The organism is Streptomyces sp. LaBMicrA B280 (genome assembly GCF_049222185.1).
GTDB lineage: Bacteria > Actinomycetota > Actinomycetes > Streptomycetales > Streptomycetaceae > Streptomyces > Streptomyces murinus.
Genome location: NZ_JBMJCT010000062.1, coordinates 167,217 through 184,664, shown reverse-complemented (window position 1 = coordinate 184,664; position 17,448 = coordinate 167,217). Strand labels below are relative to the sequence as shown.

Below are 17,448 nucleotides of genomic sequence, written 5' to 3'. Positions count from 1 at the left end.
TCGACGGGGCTCATGTGGTCCCTGGGCTCGACGCGATCGGTGTGGTCCATGTGCTCCTGGTCAGTGACGGCGGACACCGGTCACCTCTCCTTCTGCAGGACGGACAGGGCGGCGATGAGTTCGGCCTGGGGCTCGGGATGGATGTCGAGGGCGTCGAGCGGGGCGAGGCGGCGTTCGCGTTCGCGGTGGATGACACGGTCCACATGCTCGGCGAGCAGTCGTTCGGCACGGTCACGCAGGCGCAGCGCGCCATGGGCGCCGACCCGGTCGGCGAGCCGTTCGCCCGCGTGGCGCCCCCGGCGACCGCCCAGCAGGGCGGTGGCGGCGAGGGCGGCGACGGCCTCGGGATCGGGCGCGACGCTGCGGTCCAGCTCGCGCGCCTCGTCCTCGGCGTATTCCTCCAGCTCGCGCCGCCAGCGCCGTACCGCGAGGCCGATACGGTGCTCCGCGCTCTCCGGCGAGGGATCACACCCGGCGAGTCCCGGGGCCGCGGCGGCGGGCTCGCGGCGCCAGGCCTCGGCCACCCGCTCGTCGGCGGCGGTGACGGCGCACAGCAGCAGCGCGCCGAGGCTCTCCACGAGGGCGTCGAGGAGTTCGCCCGAGGTGCAGTCCAGGGGGAAGGCGCGCCAGCGTTTGAGGGCGCCCCCGGCGAGTACGGCGCCGGACTGGAGGCGATCGCGCAGGCGCGCGTGCTCCCTGTCGTACGCCCCCTCGACCGCGGTGGTGAGCCGGAGCGCGGCCGCGTACTGGGCGGCGGCGGCACCGGCCAGCTCGGGCATGCGGGTTCTCAGCGAGTCGAGGAGGCCGTGGGCGGTACGGGCCATGACGTGCTGCCGGGCGCCGGGGTCCTGGGCGTGCTGGATGAGCCAGGTGCGCAGGGCCGCGACGGCGGTGGCGGGCAGCAGTCCGGCGCTCCAGACGGACTCGGGGAGCTCGGGCACGGTGAAGCGGGGTACGTCGCCGAGCCCGGCCTTGGTGAGCAGGGCGGCGTACTGCCGGGAGACCTCGGAGACGACCTGGTGGGGCACCCGGTCGAGGACGGTGACGAGCGTGGCGTCGTACTCCTTGGCGGTGCGCAGCAGGTGCCAGGGGACGGCGTCGGCGTAGCGGGCGGCGCTGGTGACCATGACCCAGATATCGGCGGCGCAGAGCAGTTCGGCGGCGAGGACGCGGTTCTCGGCGACCAGGGAGTCGACATCGGGGGCGTCGAGGAGGGCGAGGCCGCGCGGGAGGGTGTCGGCGGTCTCGACGCGCAGGGCGTGGACGGGGTGATCGCCGGGAAGGTCGCCCGGGAGCAGGAGGTCGTCGTCGCGGGGGTCGTGGTGGGGCACCCAGACGCGCGCGAGGTCGGGCAGGACGCGCATGCCGCTGAACCAGTGATGATCCGCCGGATGGCAGACCAGGACCGGGGTGCGGGTCGTCGGCCTGAGCACGCCGGCCGCGCTCACCCGGCGCCCCACGAGGGAGTTGACTAGGGTCGACTTCCCCGCGCCGGTGGACCCGCCGACCACGGCCAGCAGCGGCGCCTCGGGTGCCCGTAGTCTGGGTACGAGGTAGTCGTCCAGCTGGGCGAGGAGTTCGTCGCGGTTGGCACGCGCGCGTGGGGCACCGGCGAGGGGCAGCGGAAAGCGTGCGGCGGCGACACGGTCGCGCAGAGCGGAGAGTGTGTCGAGCAGCTGAGGCCGTACGTCCAAGGTCACCACATGTGAAGAATGCCCAATTTTAGGGGAATTCTGAAGCATATGGACATGTCTGCGCGCCGACGGAACAGAAAGGGCGGATGGGGCGACTGGGACATGGGCGCGGGCCAGGCATAACGAGTGCACAACACCCGGTGGCGTCGGACGCCAAAAGCACTGCACGATTCGTACCTGCCTGCGATTATCAGGACCGCTTCACCGAACCTCCACATCGAGCCACGGAGGCGAAGCGACAGGGTCGGCGAGCAGGGAGCTTTATCCTTGGACGCGCCACCAGGCCCCCGTAGCTCAGCGGATAGAGCAGGCGCCTTCTAAGCGCTTGGCCGCAGGTTCGAGTCCTGCCGGGGGCGCTCTGCAATGGGCTGGTCAGCAGCCCGGCGGTCGCGACGGCCCGCCGACCGGCCCGGACGGGTTCCGGTACGGCGGCGGCCGTGGACGCCCCGTTTCAGATCGCTCGGGAGCCGCCCCTCGGTGGGCTTGATCCCTCCGCCTTCTCCTCAAGGCACCGGAGATCGGTCGCCCGGCCCGGACCGGCGTCGTCCGTGGAGTCTCGGCCGCGCCGCCAGCCTTGTCCGTACGGCGACGGGCTACCCGTTCCCGGACACGGAGCCAGCGCGGGGTGCCTCTTGCGGTTGACGCCGCCGCGAACGCCGGGCCGAGGCCGGAAAGGGCTCACTTGCCGGTGACAGGAGGTCAATTCGTATGAATTTGGCCGCTCTTGTACACCGTGTAGTAGTCGCCGCTGGAGAGCAGGAGCTGGAACACCGTGCCGTAACGCTTGCGGATACCGGCGACCGTCGCCGACCGCGGCTCCCGCGTGAACCGCTGAACCGGCGGATCGTTCTTCGCGGCGTACGGCTCCCCGACCAAGCGCTCGGGGTGGTGGTCTTGTAGGTGTCGCTGCCGTCCTGAAAGAAGGGCTGGCTGCGCGGACCCGTCTGGCAGGTGTCCCGCACCACGACCAGCCCGAGGCTCAGGCGGGTGTGGTCGGCGAAGGTCCGCGCGGTCTTGCGGAGTTCCTGCTCCGTCCGCTGCCGGGCGTGGCCCGCCTGCCGGCTGTCGGCCAGGCTGCGGGCCTCGTCCGGGCTGACGGGTGTTCCGCCGTAGGCACTGTCCACCTGGCTGGTGGGGCAGGTCATGAGTAGCGGTACTCAGACAGCTCCGGGGCAGCCCTCGCGAGCTGTCCCGGAAGGATCGCGAGCGATCGTCACAGGCTCGTGCCCGACGGCGTCCGCTCCAGCGAGTCGGCTCATCCCCGAAGCCGTCGTGCAGGCCGTCCGAGGTCCGGGCGGGGCAAGGGGCCCTCAGCAAGCTCCTACGGCGGCCGCCGAGGGCGCTGCGGCCGTTGTTAGGCTGCCCGCATGACCGTTGAGGCCGGGCACGTCGAACTGCGGGCAGCACGGCGTGCGGACGTGGCGGCGGTGGCGGGGATCTGGTACCTCGGTTGGTGCGACGGGCACCTGGGGAACGTTCCCGACGCGCTGGTCGCCGTGCGGACGCGGGAGTCCTTCGCGGAACGTGCCCCGCGCCGCCTGGCCGACACGACGGTCGCGGTCGTCGGTGGCGAGGTCGCGGGGTTCGTCATGGTGGTCGATGACGAGGTCGAGCAGGTTTACGTGGCCGAGCGGCACAGAGGCGGCGGGGTGGCCGTGGTGCTGCTGGAGGAGGCGGAGCGCCTGGTCGCGGCCGGTGGTCACCGTCAGGCATGGCTGGCCGTCGTACCGGGCAACGCCCGGGCGCGACGGTTCTACGAGCGCAACGGGTGGACGGACCGAGGGCCGTTCGAACGGTTCGCGCCGCGCGACCAAGGACAGGTGCCGGTGCCCGCGCATCGGTATGTGAAGCGGCTCGCCGACGCGCGGGGCCCCGGGCATGACCACTTCTCCTGATCGCGTCGGCAGCAGAGAAGACCTGGCGGCTTTCGTCCGTTCCCTGCGTCTCCACCACGCCGAGGAGGGGATGTCGTGGGAGAACGCGGACCTTCCGAGCTTCCTGGAGGCCCTGGCCGCCTGGCTCGACGACGCGGACGGGTGGTACGGCAGCACCGGCCGGGAGTTGCCGCCCGGCGGTGACTGGGCGTTCTTCGCACGAGCGCCGCGAGCGGCGACCATGTACGAGTGAGCCGACCGCCGCGAAGGCCGGTCACCGTACAGTCGTCGAGAGCCCTTGGCGAGGCTTCCCCGACAGCGCTCCAGGACCCCGATCGGCAGTGCCGACGCGGTCATCGCACCGAACACGTCGAACCGGGGGCTCGCCGAAGGAGAGTTGGCGCCGGGCCCCCGCCTGAGCGCACCCCGCCGTCCGACATACTTCGAGGCGCTCGGAGTACTCGGGCGATCGGATCGTGAGGGGAGAACGGCGTGCGACTTCGCTGTGCGGTGCTGGACGACTTCCAGGGCGTGGCCGTCGAGTCGGCCGACTGGTCGGTGCTCGGGGACGCGGTGGAGGTCGTATCGCTGCGCACGCACCTGGCCGACGAGGACGCGCTCGCCGATGCGCTCGCCGAGTACGACATCGTCGTGACCCTGCGCGAACGCGTCGGTTTCCCTGGCTCGTTGCTCGCCCGACTGCCCCGGCTGCGGCTGATCGTGGCGACCGGGATGCGCAACACCGTGATCGACTACGCCGCGGCCGAGAAGCACGGCGTCACCGTGTGCGGGACGCAGAGTTCCGGGACTCCCCCGGTCGAACTGACCTGGGCGCTGCTGCTCGGGCTCGCCCGGGGGATCGTCCAGGAGAGCACCGCGCTGCGCACCGGCGGACCCTGGCAGTCCACCGTCGGCGCCGATCTGCACGGCGCCCGTCTCGGCGTGCTCGGACTCGGCCGGATCGGCGGCAAGGTCGCACGGGTCGGGCTCGCCTTCGGGATGCGCGTCACCGCGTGGAGCCCGCGGCTGACCGAGGAGCGCGCCGCGGCGGACGGTGTCGAACTCGCCGCCTCAAAGGAGGAGTTGCTCGCCGAGAGCGACTTCGTCTCCGTGCATGTGCCGGGCGGCGTTCGCACCCGGGGGCTGATCGGCGCCGCCGAACTCGCCCTCCTGAAGCCGACCGCCTACCTGATCAACACCTCCCGTGCCTCGGTGGTGGACCAGGACGCCCTGCTCGCCGCTCTGCACGCGGGCCGGATCGCGGGCGCCGGCATCGACGTCTTCGACATCGAACCCCTGCCCGCCGACCACCCGATGCGCACCGCGCCCCGTCTGCTCGCCACCCCGCACCTCGGCTATGTCTCCGCGGCCAACTACCGGACGTACTTCACTCAGGCCGTGGAGGACATCCAGGCTTATCTGGCGAAATCTCCGGTACGACAATTGCCGTGAAACCTCTGATAACGGATGTATGCCTGTTGAAAGGGTGATCCCCCGCCGATCACCGTGACCCCTGTCGGACGGCGGCGTTGAACGTGGAGTGCGACGGCAGGACCGGCCGTCGCGTATCCCGATCGACAGGAGGAACGTGATGTCTCGCATCGCGAAGGCAGCCGCCGTGGCCCTCGGCACCGGTGCCGTGGTGATCGGTGGGGCCGGGCTGGCTCTGGCCGACGCGGGCGCGGAGGGTGCGGCCGTCGGCTCGCCCGGCGTGCTGTCCGGCAACGTGATCCAGGTCCCGGTCAACATCCCGGTGAACGTGTGCGGCGACTCCGTGGACGTCATCGGTCTGCTGAACCCGGCCTTCGGCAACACCTGCGTCAACCAGGGCGGCACCCTCGCTCAGCCCAGCAACGGCTACGGCAGCAACAGCAGCTACGGCGGCTGAGACCCCGTCGCGCACCGCGAAGAGCCCCGGCACCTCCGAGCGCCGGGGCTCTTCGCGCGCGTCACCGGAACAAACCCACCGGCACAGACCCACCGGTACAAATCAACCCGGCCAAGCCACGAATCCGGCGGTGCGAAATTCACTCGTACCGGTAAACCCCGCTCACGTCCTCCAGCTGATCCGGCGTATCACTCCACGGCGGCAGCTTGTCGTGCCGGGCGACGACCCGGCCGTGCTGCGCGTCACCGGCGCCGGGCTGCGCGGCCGGCAGATAGCGGTGGCTGCTGTGCGCCCGCTGCCAGCGCTCCCACTGCATGTCGAGGTAGGCGTGATGGAGCCAGAACACCGGGTCGTTGACCGACGCGGCGCCCAGCATCGCCCCGCCGACCCAGCGGTGCACCCGGTTGTGGTTGTGCCAGGAGGCGCTGCCGCTGCCGGTGCCCCAGCCCTCCAGCTTGTTCCGGAAGCCCTGGGTGACGGTGGAGTCCCAGGGCTGTACGTCGTAGACCGGGTCGTTCAGCGCCCAGCTCACGTCGTCCTTCGTGGGCAGTTGGATGGGCGAGGCGGCGCGGCCCAGGTCGCGGGTGAGGTAACGGCCGTCGGTGACCCCCACCTTGATGGTCCAGTTGCCCGTCGCATAGGCGAACGGACCGGTCGTCACCTGCTGGTCGGAGCGTCGGCCGTTGCCGCCGAGCAGGTCCTTGGTCCAGGGCACCGAGGTCGCCGTGCGATCCCGGGTCCAGTCCCAGTACGGCAGGGTCACCGAGGAGTCGACCCGGCGCAGCGCGTCCTCCAGGTCCAGCAGGAACCGGCGGTGCCAGGGCAGGAAGGACGGCGCCATGTGGGCGGTACGCAGTTGGGTCTCGCCGTCGGCGGCGAAGTAGGCGACGTGGGTGCGCACGAACTCGTCGTACTCGCCGCGCCGCTTGACCTCCAGCAGGGCGTCCACGAATCGTTTCCGCTCGTTCGCGGTGAGGGCTCCGGCGTTCTTACGCACGTACGCCATGCCGGCCCCCCGTCCCCATGCCCGCACCGGCCGCGCCCGACCCGCCGCTGCCGCTCATGTCCATGCCGCCCATGCCGCCCATGCCGCCCGTGCCGCCCATGTCCATGGTCATGCCCATGCGGCTCATCATGTCCTTGACGCCGTCGGGCAGGACGCCGTCCAGCGGGCCCGGGGCGAGGTCGCTCAGCCGCTGGCCGGGGCCGAGTTCGTCCACCGCTGCCCGCGCCGCCTCCAGGGGCGTGCGGTACGACGTGTAGTGGTCGACCATGCTCAGCCAGGTGCCGTCGGCCCGCCGCATCAGATGCAGCGGGCGGCCGTCGACGGTGATCCGCCAGGCGTCGTCGGACGTGCTGCGGCCGGCGTCCGACAGCCGGACACCCTGGATGTGGCGGCCCCGGTACGTCTCGTCGAAGGAGTCACCACCGGCGGCCGGGGGCACCGGCCGGGAGGCGGCGACGACCGGCGCGAGGGCGAGGGCGGCGCCGCAGGACAACAGTCCCCGCATCACCCGCCGCCGCCCGGGACCGGCCGTCGTATCCGCTCTGACCTGCTCTGTCGCGCCCGCCGCAGCTGCGCCGTCGCCGTCGACCATCGCACTCTCCTCGTCCGGGAACAGATGTCGTACCCGCTAACGGACAAGGAGGGGCCGGGTCACCGGCGTACGGCCGAACGGCGCTGGTGAGGGAGCCCTGGGGGTTACCGGGCCGGGCCCACGCCCAGGTCGCCGCCGCCGACGGTGCGCAGGGCCGGGGCGAGCAGGCCGACCTCGGGGAGCCGGAGAGCGGGCAGGCCGAACAGGTCCGGGTCGGGCGCGGTCAGGGGTGCGCCCACGTTCAGGCCGGGCCCGGCGGTGTGCAGACCGGCGGCGGGGGCGTCGAGGCCGAGCTGGTCGCCGAGCGGATGCGGCAGCGGCGCCCGCAGGTCGGCGCCGGGCAGCGTCCCCGCGAGCGGCAGCCTCGGCAGGATCGGCTCGGGCAGCAGTCGGCCGGTGACATAGCGCGGCCCGTCGGGCGCCCCCGGGGTCAGCAGCGGCACCTCGAGCGTGGCCTCGGGCATCCGCGTGCCGAGGGAGTGGGAGACGCCCTGGAGCGGTACGGGCACGGGGACCGCACCGGCCGCGACTGCGGGGGCGGTCGCGCTCGCGGCGGCCGCGACACCGGTCAGCACGGCGGCGAGGGCTCCTCGGGTGGTCGGCTTCATCTCGGATACGGCCCTTTCCGGGTGCGGGGGTTCGGCGTCCGTACCGCGTAACTGGCATGGCCGGGACGGAGAACGGGGGTGGCGCGACAATTCCCCCGGCTGCCGTAATAGTCGGCTGGTCATCTTCATGAGCGGTCGGCCGGTCGCGCTCGTACGGCCCCTCGTCCGCGCCGCCGGATGCCGGGGCCCCGGCCCTCGCCCCGGCGCTCGCCCCGGCCTTCGCTCCTGCCGTCAGCCGCGCAGGCTGGTGGCCGGGAGGACGACATGTGCGGCGGCGTGCAGGGTCTCCGGAGCCCCGGCGAACGCGGCCAGCGCGGCCGGCTGTACGACCCTGCCGGGCGCGCCCTCGGGCCAGGCGCGGGTGGTGAAGACCAGGTAGGCGAAGCCGCGGGCCCGGACGGCGGCGAGCCACTCCGGCGGCGCGGGGGCCTGCGCGATCAGCCGCGGCATCCGTACGACGGCCTGGCCGGCCTCCACCAGCAGGGTGATGGGGAGGCTGGGCCGGTAGGTGCCGTCGACCAGGTCGCCGCCGACCGGCAGTCCGTTGCTCACCAGCAGCTGCTCGACCGCGGCCGCGGTGACCTGGGGGCCGCCCGCGGCGTCCCCCAGGGAGTAGGCCAGCAGGTAGGGCATGTCGGTGCCGTCGGGGGCCGCGCCGCTCCAGGGCAGCACGACCAGCGTGCCGAGTTCGGCGGGGCGCAGTTCCGTGGGGGTTGAGGTCACCGCGCGACCATATCGACGCGCCCGGGGGCGGCCCGGCGGCTTCTCACCCGTCCGGACCAGTGGACCGGGGGGCTCCACACGAACGAGGGAAGCGGCCGCGAAAGGGGCGGGGCCGGCACCGCGGATGCGGTACCGGCCCCGGTCGCGCAGGGGGTGTCAGCTCTGCAGGGGCAGGCCGCCGAGCAGCGGGTTGTGCTGGTTCAGCGCGGTGGTGGCGCCTTTGACCGTGTGCAGCACGGAGTCCTTGTCCTCGGTGTCGAGGGCGTTCGACTGGTGCTGGAGCGGCATCACGTCCCGCAGGGTGAAGTCACCCTTGGCGAGCTGGTTGACGGCGCCGTTGAGGCTGGAGGGCGTCAGGTCGGTGGCGTTGTAGGCGAACGCGGGCGCGGCGACGCCGGCGAGGGCAACGGAACCGGCCAGGACGGCGGCAGCCTTCAGGGACTTCATCGTGTTCCTTTCTTCGGCAACGACGTGTCCAACGAGCGCCGTGGCGGGGCGGAAACCCCGTGGCCGAGAAGACATATGAACATGCCTCGGCCGCAAGGGGCCGGTCAGGCGGTCCTGGGGACCGGTCAGGGGGTCAGCCGGTCGCGGGCGTGGCCGGGAGCGCCGGTGTGCTCGGGAGCGTCGTCGGGGTGGCGGTGGGGGTCGGCAGGCCGGTGCCGGAGAGGGCGGCGAGCAACTGGGCGACCAGGGCGTTGGCGGTGGCGACCACCTGATTGACGTCGGAGACGACCGCCTTCACCAGGGCGTCCACCGCGGCGAGCACATCGCCGACGAGGTCCCGGGCGACGGGCACGCTGCGGGCGACGCCCTGTGGGGCCGGGTTGAGCGGCGCGGCGGGCGACGCGGACGGCTTGGGCAGCGCCGACTGGGACTCGGACCCCGAGGGGACGGGGGCGGGCGCCGAAGGAGCGGCGGGCGTGGCCGGGACGGCAGGGGTGGTGGCAGGGGTGGTGGCCGGGCTCGCGGCGGCTTCGGGGGTCGCCGCCTGGGCCGGAGTGGCGGCTACGGCGGGCGCCGCGGGCGTCGTCGGCTTCCCGAGATCGGAAGAGACGCTCTTCCGATCTGGAGTCGCCTCCCCGGCAACGGCCGGCGCCGCGGCCGCCGTCGGCTCGGCCGGAGCCTTCGCCCCGTCGAGCGTCCCCGCGGCCATCGCCCGTACGACGGCCTGCTTCGCCGCGTCGCCGAGTCGCTCGGCCTCCGCCGCGGGCAGCCGGCCCTCCGTCAGGGAGCGGTCGAGCAGTTCGACGACCGGCTTGGGCAACGCGCCCGCGTGGTCCAGGGCTCTGACCTGGGCGAGGAGTTTCGCGGCGCCGGGCAGGGCGGCCTGGGTGGCGGGGGCGTCGCCATGGCCTCGCGCCGTGTCGACGGCGACGGCGACCGGGCCGGTGATCGCGGCGATGACGGCGGCGCTGAGGACGGTGGACGCGAGGCGCCGTGCGGGCAGAGCACGCATGAAGGTTCCTTTCGGCTGGGCTTCGGGATCTGAGCCCACCGTCAGTTCGCCCCATCCGCCCCGCAACCGCTCGCTAGGCCACGTGCCCCGTCCGGGCCCATCACTGCCCCGACCGGCGGACACGAGAACCGGCCGCCCACTCCAGCGACGGATGCGCGGAGTGGACGGCCGGTCGAAGGGGTGTGCGCCCCGGACGTCAGCCGTTGACGCAGGTGTTGCCGAACGCCGGGTTCAGCAGACCGATGACGTCGATGCTGTCACCGCAGACGTTGACCGGGATGTGGACCGGGACCTGAATGACATTGCCCGAGATGACACCGGGCGAGTTGGCGGCAACGCCGTCCGCGCCGGAGGAGGCGGCGGCGACACCGGCGGCGCCGGCGACGGCCGCGACGGCGGCAGAGGTCAGGACCAGACCCTTCGCGATACGCGACATGGAGAGGTGCTCCTTGAAATAGACACAAACATCCGGGCGAGTGCCCGGCGTTGTGTCAACGCGTCGCGCTCCCCCGGGTTGTGCCGCCAAAGGGGTGATGTACGACGGGAGCCACCCGGAGGGGACTTGGCCGGCCCATGCCGAAAACCCCCGCACGGATGCGCGCGGGGGTCCTGGGCGGCGGGTGCCGGACGCTCGGGGTCCGGCACCCGGCAGGTCACCGACGGGCGGCCGTCCGGCCGCGGCGGTACAGCACCGCACCCGCCATGATCAGCGCGGCGCTGGCGGCCGACGTCGCGATCATGGCCTTGGCGTTGCCACCGGTGTGCGGCAGGGTCGGCGGCTCGTCGTTGCCGTACGAACCGGGCGGGGTCGGCTCGTCGCTACCGTAGGAGGACGGCGGCGTCGGCTCGTCGCTCCCGTAGGAGGACAGCGGCGTGGGCTCGTCGCTCCCGTAGGAGGTGGGGGTCGGGGTGGGCTCGTCGCTGCCGTACGACGTGGGGGTCGGCGTCGGCTCGGGGCTGCCGTACGACGGCGGCGTGGGGTCGTCATGGCCGTACGACGTCGGGGTCGGCGTCGGGTCCGGCTTGCCGTAGGAGACCGGCGGGGTCGGGTCGTCGTGACCGTACGACGTGGGCGTGGGCGTCGGGTCGTCGTGACCGTACACGTCATGGCCGTACGCGTCGTTGCCGTAACCGGTGGGGCGCGGGGTGACCGAATGGCCGACATTGGCACAGGAGTTGCCGAACGCGGGGTTCAGCAGCGCGGCCACGTCCACGGAGTTGCCGCAGACATTGACCGGCACGTGCACCGGGACCTGGATGCTGTTGCCGGACAGCACGCCCGGTGAACCCTGGGCCAGTGACTGCGCGTTGGAGTCGGCGAGCGCGGCCGTGCCGTACAACGAAAGCACGCCGGTCGCGGCAGCTGCGGCCACGACCATGCCCTTGCTGAGGGTCTGTCGCAATCTCGTAGTCTTCCTACTCGAACTGCTCGAAGATGTGGGAAGGCCGGCCCCGGGCCACTGGATCTATGGATCGACGGTCCGAGGCCGGCCTGAACGCAGCCGGCCGGCTGGCGTGCGGTGGGTACCGAACGTCAGCCGTTGGCGCAGGTGTTGCCGAACGCGGGGTTCAGCAGACCGATGACGTCGACGGAGTCGCCGCACAGGTTGATCGGGACGTGCACAGGGATCTGGATCACATTGCCGGAGAGCACACCCGGGGAGTTGGCGGCGACGGCCCCGGCCCCGGAGTCGGCGAAGGCGGGGGCGGCCCCGCCCAGCGCCAGGAGGGCACCGGCGACGACAGCAGCGCTCTTCTTCATGAATTTTCCCTTCTCTGACGGTCATGCACCTATGAGCGGTCGAAACCGAGCGAGCACAGCCTTGAACGGCTCGCACCATGACCGGCAGGTTGTAAAACGAGGGATAGACAGCCGGAGAAACCCTGGAACGTGTCCAGCCCCCTAATTCACTCGAACGCCCCCATAGAATTGACACCTTGGACGATTAACGGATAGGTGCTTCTTCGGGAAGAACGAAGAAACCGCCCGGGCGCCGCACCAGAAATTCGGTGCGACGCCCGGACGGACTCGGGGTGGGGCCTGCTCAGCTGCCGACGGCGCCGTTGCCCGCCAGGACGGAGAGGTCGTCCGCGATGTGCGAGAGCGGCTCGTCGTCCTTGGCCTGCGTGGAGTTCTCGGCGCACTGCTGGGTCTGCGGCGAGGACAGCACGGGGATGTCCTGGACACCGACGTTGACCAGGGCGAGCACCGACTGGACGTCCGCCTTCACCGGCAGGCCGACGCACAGGTCGTTGAGCGAGCCGCCCACCAGGGTGGCCTGCGGGCTCAGGTTGCCGGTGGTCACGGCGTTCCCGAACGCCTCATGGGCGCCGTTGCCGCTGGCCGACGTGGTGCCCGTGTCGTTGCCGATGGCAAGCGCCTGAGGGGCCGCCGCCGCGGACACACCGATGAAAGACGCGGCGACCGCCGCCGCGGCCATTGCCTTCTTCAGCATTTCGCTTTCCTTTCCGGGCTTTCGCCAAGACGCACGTTCCTGTCCTGGCATCAACCGGACCGCCGCCGTTTGGTTGCGGGGCGTCACCCGATCGGATCGTCCGGCGGTATTCGGGGACATTCACCGGCCCTTCGTCGGCATCCGGTGACATGTGGGCCATTGGAGTGAACGAGGACAACCCGCGGGCGGGCGACGCCGTTGAACCAGATCGCTCCGGTGGACGGGGTGTCTTCAGAAGGGAACAGCAAGTGATCAAGAAGGTTCTGGCCACCGCCGCGGTCGCCTCCGCCGTCGTCGGTGCCTCCGCCGCCGTGGCGGCCCCGGCCCTGGCCATCGGCAACGACACCGGTACGACGTCCTACAGCGGCAACGGCGCCGCGCAGACGTACGGCAACTCGGCCACCTACGGCAACATGAGCCCGCAGATGGCGCTCATCCAGGGCTCGTTCAACAAGCCCTGCATCGGTCTGCCGGCGAAGGCGGACCTCCAGTCGCTGGTGGGTCTGGTCAACGTCGGCGTTCAGGACATCCCGATCCTGTCCTCGCCGCAGACCCAGCAGTGCACGGAGAACTCCACGCAGGCGAAGGGCGACGAGGCCCTGTCGCACATCCTGGACGACATCTCCGCCCTGTCGGGCAACGGCGCCGCCGGCAGCTGAGCCCGATCCCCGCGACGGCGGGTCACCGGTTCCCCCGGTGGCCCGCCGTTTCGTCGTCCCGGTGCCGGTTCGAGCGGGTTCGACCGGGGGCGTTCATCCATTCATCCGACCACGCTGCTCCGAACGGGGCAAACGCCGCAACCACGGCACCACCCGGGCAGTTGACGGTCACGCAGCTCCTCCCCGGAGTCCGCCTTTCGAAAGGGAACGAACATGAAGAAGCTGTGGGCAACCGCGGCCGTTGCCGCCTCCGTCGCCGGTCTCGCCGGTGCCGCGGCTCCCCAGGCCCTGGCCATCGGCAACGACCACGGCACCACGTCGCTCAGCGGCAACGGCGCCACGTCGTCCTTCGGCAACTCGGCCACCGCCGGCAGCATGAGCCCGCAGCTCTCGCTGGTCGAGGGCTCGCTCAACAAGCCCTGCATCGGCCTGCCGGCGAAGATCGACGCCCAGTCGCTGGTCGCCCTGGTCAACGTCGGTGTCCAGGACATCCCGATCCTGTCCTCGCCGCAGACCCAGCAGTGCACGGAGAACTCCACGCAGGCGAAGGGCGACGAGCCGCTCTCGCACATCCTGGACGACATCTCCGCCCTGTCGGGCAACGGCGCCGTCGGCAGCTGAGCGGACGCACCCCCGCGACGGCGGGTCACCGGTTCCCCCCGGTGGCCCGCCGTTTCGCTGTGTACGGGACCGGCTAGGAGACGATGTCCTTGCGGGCGAACCCCCGGAAGGCCAGCGCGAACAGCACGAGCGCGCAGGTCACCGAGAGCGCGCAGCCCTGGATCATCCCGGACCACTCGGCGTGCGGCTGGACGGCGTCGGCCCAGGCGAACTGCCAGTGCGCGGGCAGGAAGTCGCGCCAGTGGCCCAGCGCGGTGACGGCGTCCAGGACATTGCCGACGATGGTCAGCCCGACCGCGCCGCCGACCGCGCCCAGCGGGGCGTCCGTCCTGGTCGACAGCCAGAACGCGAGCCCCGCGGTGACCAGTTGGGACACGAAGATGTACGCCACCGCCACCAGGAGCCGCCCCACGGCCGTGCCGGGGTCCAGCTCACCGCCGGTCGGTATCTGGAGCGGCCCCCAGCCGTAGGCGGCGGTGCCGACGGCGAGGGCGACGACCGGCAGCAGCACCATCGCGGCGAGGCTCAGCCCGAGCGCCACGACCAGCTTGGACCACAGCAGCCGGGCCCTGGGCACGGGCGCGGCCAGCAGATAGCGCAGCGAGGACCAGTTGGCCTCCGAGGCCACGGTGTCCCCGCAGAACAGGGCGACCGGCACGACCAGCAGGAAGCCGGCCGAGACGAACAGGTTCACCGCGGCGAAGTTGGCCCCGGACGCGGTGGCCGTGTCCATCAGGGTGACCTGGCCGTCGCGCCCCGAGGGGTGGCCGACGGCGAAGGCGATCACCAGCACGAACGGCAGCACGGCGAGGAGCGCGCCCATGACCAGGGTGCGGCGCCGCTTGAGCTGGCGGACCAGCTCCACGCGCAGCGGCAGGGTGCCCCGGGTGCGGTAACCGGAGGCTACCTCGGTGAGCGTGCTCATGCGGAACCTCCGATCAGGGTGAGGAACGCGTCCTCCAGGCGTCGGTGCGGTCCGACCGAGGCGACCGGCACCGAGAGCCGCACCAGCTCCACGACCAGCTGCTCGGCGGTGCCGCCCGCCGCCAGGCGGACCAGTAGCCCGTCGTCGGTGCGCACGGCGGAGGCGACGCCGGGCAGGGCGGCCACCTTCTCCATCACCGGCTCCTCCACGGGGCCCGCGGTGCCCACGAGCAGGGTGTCGCCGGAGCCGACGATGTCCCGTACGGGTCCGGCCTGGACGAGTCGGCCGCGGTCCATCACCACGAGGTGGGTGCAGGACTGCTCGACCTCGGAGAGGAGGTGGCTGGAGACGATCACGGTGCGTCCGGCGGCCGCGTAGCGGATCATCACCTCACGCATCTCGCGTATCTGGGGCGGGTCGAGGCCGTTGGTGGGCTCGTCCAGGATGAGCAGATCGGGCAGGCCGAGCATGGCCTGGGCGATGGCCAGGCGCTGCCGCATGCCCTGGGAGTAGGTGCGCACCGCGCGGGCCAGCGCGTCGCCGAGCCCGGCGATCTCCAGGGCTTCGTCCAGGTGGGCGTCCTCGGCGGGGCGGCCGGTGGCCCGCCAGTACAGCTCCAGGTTCTCCCGCCCGGACAGGTGCGGCAGGAAGCCCGCGCCCTCCACGAAGGCGCCGACCCGGGAGAGCACCGCGGCGCCGGGGCGGACGGCGTGCCCGAAGACGCGGATCTCGCCGTCGTCCGGGGTGATCAGGCCCATCAGCATGCGCAGGGTGGTGGTCTTGCCCGCGCCGTTGGGTCCGAGCAGCCCGAGCACCTGGCCCCGCTCGACGCGGAAGGACAGCTCACGCACCGCGTACCGGTCGGCGGATCCGGCGTACCGCTTGCTCAGGTCCTTGATGACCAGCGGGACCTCCGCCAGTCCGGGATCGGGCGCGGGGGCGGCCGTACGGCGCCGGGCGGTCAGCAGCAGGGCGGCGGCGATGCCCGCGCCGGTGAGCGGCAGCCACCACACCCAGGAGGGCAGCGGGGCCGCGGCGGTGCGCACGGCGGGTGCGGTCGGGACGCTCAGCGCGCTCTTCAGAGTGACGGTGTACGTGGCCGGGGCGGCCGGTGAGGCGTAGCCCAGGTCGGTGGTGGCGAGGACCAGGCGGAGCCGGTGGCCCTTCTGCACCTCGTGGTCGATCGCCGGGAGGGTGACCGTGACGTCCTTGCCGCTGCGGGCGCCGGTCACCCGCAGGGGGGTGACGAGCTGGGAGGGCAGCACCTGGTGCCTGCCGTCGGGGCCGACGTCGTAGACCTTGCCGAACAGCACAGCGTCGCCGCTGGTGGAGGTGATGTGGACGCGGGCGGTCGGGGTGCCGGTGATCTGGAGGGTGCGGGTGAGCGGCGCGGAGTCGAAGCGGGCGTTCTGGCCGGGGAAGTCGAGGGCGGTGCCGAGGCCGAGCGCGGACAGCTGGCCGAGACCGCCGGAGCCGCCGAGTCCGGGCAGCGCGGAGACGGCGGGCGGGCTCGCGCCGGCCGGGTTGGCGATGTGCTGGGTGCGGCCGGACAGGGCGATGGCGTGCCGGTCGGCGCGCAGCCCGGGGTAGCTGTTCGCGCTCGCCCCGCGCAGTTGGGCGGTGCCGTCCGTGGAGTCGACGCCGCCGGTGCGGGTGATCCGGAAGGCGGGGCCGGTGTCGGTGCCCTGGTCGCCCTTCAGATACCGGTCGAACCAGGCGCGCACCCGGTTCTGGACGCGGCCGGTCTCCAGATCGCCGCCGTCATGGCCGCCCGCGACCCAGTCGACGTCGACGGGGGCGCCGTTGGCCTTGATGGCGTGCTCGGCGGCGTCGGCCTGGCCGAGCGGGAAGAGCGAGTCGGTCTGGCCCTGCACCAGCAGGGTGGGCACCTTGACGCGGGAGCCGACGGCGGACGGCGAGCGCTCCTGGAGCAGGGCGCGGGCGGCGGCGTCCGGGGTGCCGGAGGTGGCGACCCGTTCGTACATCCGGCACAGGGCGGGCTCGAAGCGGGCGCAGCCGCCGCCCTCGCCGAAGAAGACCCCGGCCCACAGCTTCTTGTAGACGCCGTTCGGGAAGAGGGCGTCGGCGAGGTTCCAGTAGGTCAGGGCCGGGGCGATGGCGTCCACCCGCCGGTCGTGGCCCGCGGCGAGCAGGGAGACGGCGCCGCCGTACGAACCGCCGGCCACGCCGACGCGGGGGTCGCCGGGCTTGTCGAGCCGCACCTGGGGCTGCTTCGCGAGCCAGTCGATGAGCCGGGAGACGTCGGCGACCTCGGCCTTCGGGTCGTTCAGCCCGATCTTGCCGGTGGATCGGCCGAAGCCGCGGGCGGACCAGGTCAGGACCGCGTACCCGTCGCGGGCGAGGTCCTCGGCCTGCTGCCGCATGTCGTCCTTGCTGCCGCCGAAGCCATGGGCGAGCAGGACGGCGGGCCGGCGGCCGGTGGGGCCCGCGGTGAAGTACGAGGTGTCCAGGCGCACGCCGCCCGGCATGGTCATCATCCGGTCGGCGCGGTGCACGGGCGCGGGTCCGCCGGAGGCGGCGGCCGTCCAGGTGCCGGCGCCCGCCAGCACCACGACGGCGGCAAGTTCCGGCTGGCGGCGACCAGTTCCTCTTCCCCCCCCCCCCCCCCCCTCCCCCCCCCAACCCCCCCCCCCCCCCCCCCCCCCCCCCCCCCCCCCCCCCCCCCCCCCCCCCCCCCCCCCCCCCCCCCCCCCCCCCCCCCCCCCCCCCCCCCCCCCCCCCCCCCCCCCCCCCCCCCCCCCCCCCGGCGCCCGCCAGCACCACGACGGCGGCCGCGGGGGGCAGGAAACGACGCAGGGCCCTGAGACGAACTCGCAGCCGGGCCACACGAAGATCCATGCCTCAACGGTACGGGCCGCCACTGACATCCGCCGGACCCCCCGGGCTGAACCGGGGCCCCTCCGGCGGGAGTAGGGTGCGGCG

General features: G+C 72.7%; 19 protein-coding genes, 1 tRNA gene and 1 pseudogene. 7 read left to right on the top strand and 14 right to left on the bottom strand.

Annotated features, from left to right (window positions below):
- Positions 1-80: 80 nt before the first annotated feature.
- Complete coding sequence (locus tag ACLF5H_RS33880) at positions 81-1,703, bottom strand: dynamin family protein (RefSeq protein WP_421679840.1); 1,623 nt, start codon at positions 1,701-1,703, stop codon at positions 81-83.
- Between the two features lie 274 nt (positions 1,704-1,977).
- Here ACLF5H_RS33880 and ACLF5H_RS33875 point away from each other — a divergent pair.
- Positions 1,978-2,050 (top strand) — tRNA-Arg (locus ACLF5H_RS33875).
- A gap of 343 nt (positions 2,051-2,393) precedes the next feature.
- Here the strand turns inward: ACLF5H_RS33875 and ACLF5H_RS33870 are convergent.
- Positions 2,394-2,570: a hypothetical protein gene (locus tag ACLF5H_RS33870; protein ID WP_421679839.1), complete on the bottom strand. Its 177-nt coding sequence runs from the start codon at positions 2,568-2,570 to the stop codon at positions 2,394-2,396.
- A gap of 491 nt (positions 2,571-3,061) precedes the next feature.
- On the opposite strand from ACLF5H_RS33870, the gene ACLF5H_RS33865 reads away from it, so the two are divergent.
- From ACLF5H_RS33865 to ACLF5H_RS33850, 4 genes are all read left to right on the top strand, one after another.
- Positions 3,062-3,589, top strand: coding sequence for a GNAT family N-acetyltransferase (locus tag ACLF5H_RS33865; protein WP_421679838.1), 528 nt, complete (start codon positions 3,062-3,064; stop codon positions 3,587-3,589).
- A complete protein-coding gene (locus tag ACLF5H_RS33860) occupies positions 3,573-3,821 on the top strand; it encodes a DUF7660 family protein (RefSeq protein WP_421679837.1) in 249 nt (82 codons plus the stop codon). The genes ACLF5H_RS33865 and ACLF5H_RS33860 overlap by 17 nt, the downstream gene beginning before the upstream one ends.
- A gap of 239 nt (positions 3,822-4,060) precedes the next feature.
- Positions 4,061-5,020 (top strand): D-2-hydroxyacid dehydrogenase family protein, encoded by a 960-nt coding sequence (locus ACLF5H_RS33855; RefSeq protein WP_421679836.1) that lies wholly within the window; start codon positions 4,061-4,063, stop codon positions 5,018-5,020.
- A 139-nt stretch (positions 5,021-5,159) separates the two neighbouring features.
- Positions 5,160-5,456 carry a chaplin gene (locus ACLF5H_RS33850; RefSeq protein WP_086807391.1) on the top strand — a complete coding sequence of 99 codons (297 nt, stop codon included), beginning with the start codon at positions 5,160-5,162 and terminating at the stop codon, positions 5,454-5,456.
- 139 nt (positions 5,457-5,595) lie between these two features.
- On the opposite strand, the gene ACLF5H_RS33845 is transcribed toward ACLF5H_RS33850, so the two are convergent.
- The 10 genes and pseudogenes from ACLF5H_RS33845 to ACLF5H_RS33800 all read right to left on the bottom strand — a co-directional run bounded on the left by ACLF5H_RS33845 (position 5,596) and on the right by ACLF5H_RS33800 (position 12,300).
- The gene (locus tag ACLF5H_RS33845) at positions 5,596-6,462 is read right to left on the bottom strand and encodes a tyrosinase family protein (RefSeq protein WP_421679835.1); all 867 of its coding nucleotides are present in this window, start codon (positions 6,460-6,462) and stop codon (positions 5,596-5,598) included.
- A 175-nt stretch (positions 6,463-6,637) separates the two neighbouring features.
- A pseudogene (locus ACLF5H_RS33840) lies at positions 6,638-7,054 on the bottom strand (tyrosinase cofactor); the annotation flags it as partial.
- A gap of 104 nt (positions 7,055-7,158) precedes the next feature.
- Entirely contained in the window at positions 7,159-7,662 is a 504-nt protein-coding gene (locus tag ACLF5H_RS33835; protein ID WP_421679834.1) for a hypothetical protein, read from the bottom strand.
- Positions 7,663-7,893: 231 nt separating this feature from the next.
- The gene (locus ACLF5H_RS33830; protein ID WP_421679833.1) at positions 7,894-8,385 is read right to left on the bottom strand and encodes a DUF5949 family protein; all 492 of its coding nucleotides are present in this window, start codon (positions 8,383-8,385) and stop codon (positions 7,894-7,896) included.
- 156 nt (positions 8,386-8,541) lie between these two features.
- On the bottom strand, positions 8,542-8,832 hold the full coding sequence (locus ACLF5H_RS33825) for a hypothetical protein (protein WP_361668276.1): 291 nt from the start codon (positions 8,830-8,832) through the stop codon (positions 8,542-8,544).
- Positions 8,833-8,965: 133 nt separating this feature from the next.
- On the bottom strand, positions 8,966-9,844 hold the full coding sequence (locus tag ACLF5H_RS33820; RefSeq protein WP_421679832.1) for a hypothetical protein: 879 nt from the start codon (positions 9,842-9,844) through the stop codon (positions 8,966-8,968).
- Between the two features lie 196 nt (positions 9,845-10,040).
- Positions 10,041-10,280, bottom strand: a complete 240-nt coding sequence (locus ACLF5H_RS33815) for a chaplin (RefSeq protein WP_421679831.1) — start codon at positions 10,278-10,280, stop codon at positions 10,041-10,043.
- Between the two features lie 217 nt (positions 10,281-10,497).
- On the bottom strand, positions 10,498-11,247 hold the full coding sequence (locus ACLF5H_RS33810) for a chaplin family protein (RefSeq protein ID WP_421679830.1): 750 nt from the start codon (positions 11,245-11,247) through the stop codon (positions 10,498-10,500).
- 131 nt (positions 11,248-11,378) lie between these two features.
- Positions 11,379-11,606, bottom strand: a complete 228-nt coding sequence (locus ACLF5H_RS33805) for a chaplin (protein WP_128790111.1) — start codon at positions 11,604-11,606, stop codon at positions 11,379-11,381.
- Between the two features lie 283 nt (positions 11,607-11,889).
- A complete protein-coding gene (locus ACLF5H_RS33800; protein WP_421679829.1) occupies positions 11,890-12,300 on the bottom strand; it encodes a rodlin in 411 nt (136 codons plus the stop codon).
- Between the two features lie 248 nt (positions 12,301-12,548).
- Between ACLF5H_RS33800 and ACLF5H_RS33795 the strand changes: the two genes are divergently transcribed.
- Complete coding sequence (locus ACLF5H_RS33795; protein ID WP_401229480.1) at positions 12,549-12,959, top strand: rodlin; 411 nt, start codon at positions 12,549-12,551, stop codon at positions 12,957-12,959.
- A gap of 213 nt (positions 12,960-13,172) precedes the next feature.
- Positions 13,173-13,580, top strand: coding sequence for a rodlin (locus ACLF5H_RS33790; protein ID WP_421679828.1), 408 nt, complete (start codon positions 13,173-13,175; stop codon positions 13,578-13,580).
- Between the two features lie 73 nt (positions 13,581-13,653).
- On the opposite strand, the gene ACLF5H_RS33785 is transcribed toward ACLF5H_RS33790, so the two are convergent.
- Positions 13,654-14,505, bottom strand: coding sequence for an ABC transporter permease (locus ACLF5H_RS33785; RefSeq protein ID WP_421679827.1), 852 nt, complete (start codon positions 14,503-14,505; stop codon positions 13,654-13,656).
- On the bottom strand, positions 14,502-17,078 hold the full coding sequence (locus tag ACLF5H_RS33780) for an alpha/beta fold hydrolase (protein WP_421679826.1): 2,577 nt from the start codon (positions 17,076-17,078) through the stop codon (positions 14,502-14,504). The genes ACLF5H_RS33785 and ACLF5H_RS33780 overlap by 4 nt, the downstream gene beginning before the upstream one ends.
- Positions 17,079-17,448: the final 370 nt, after the last annotated feature.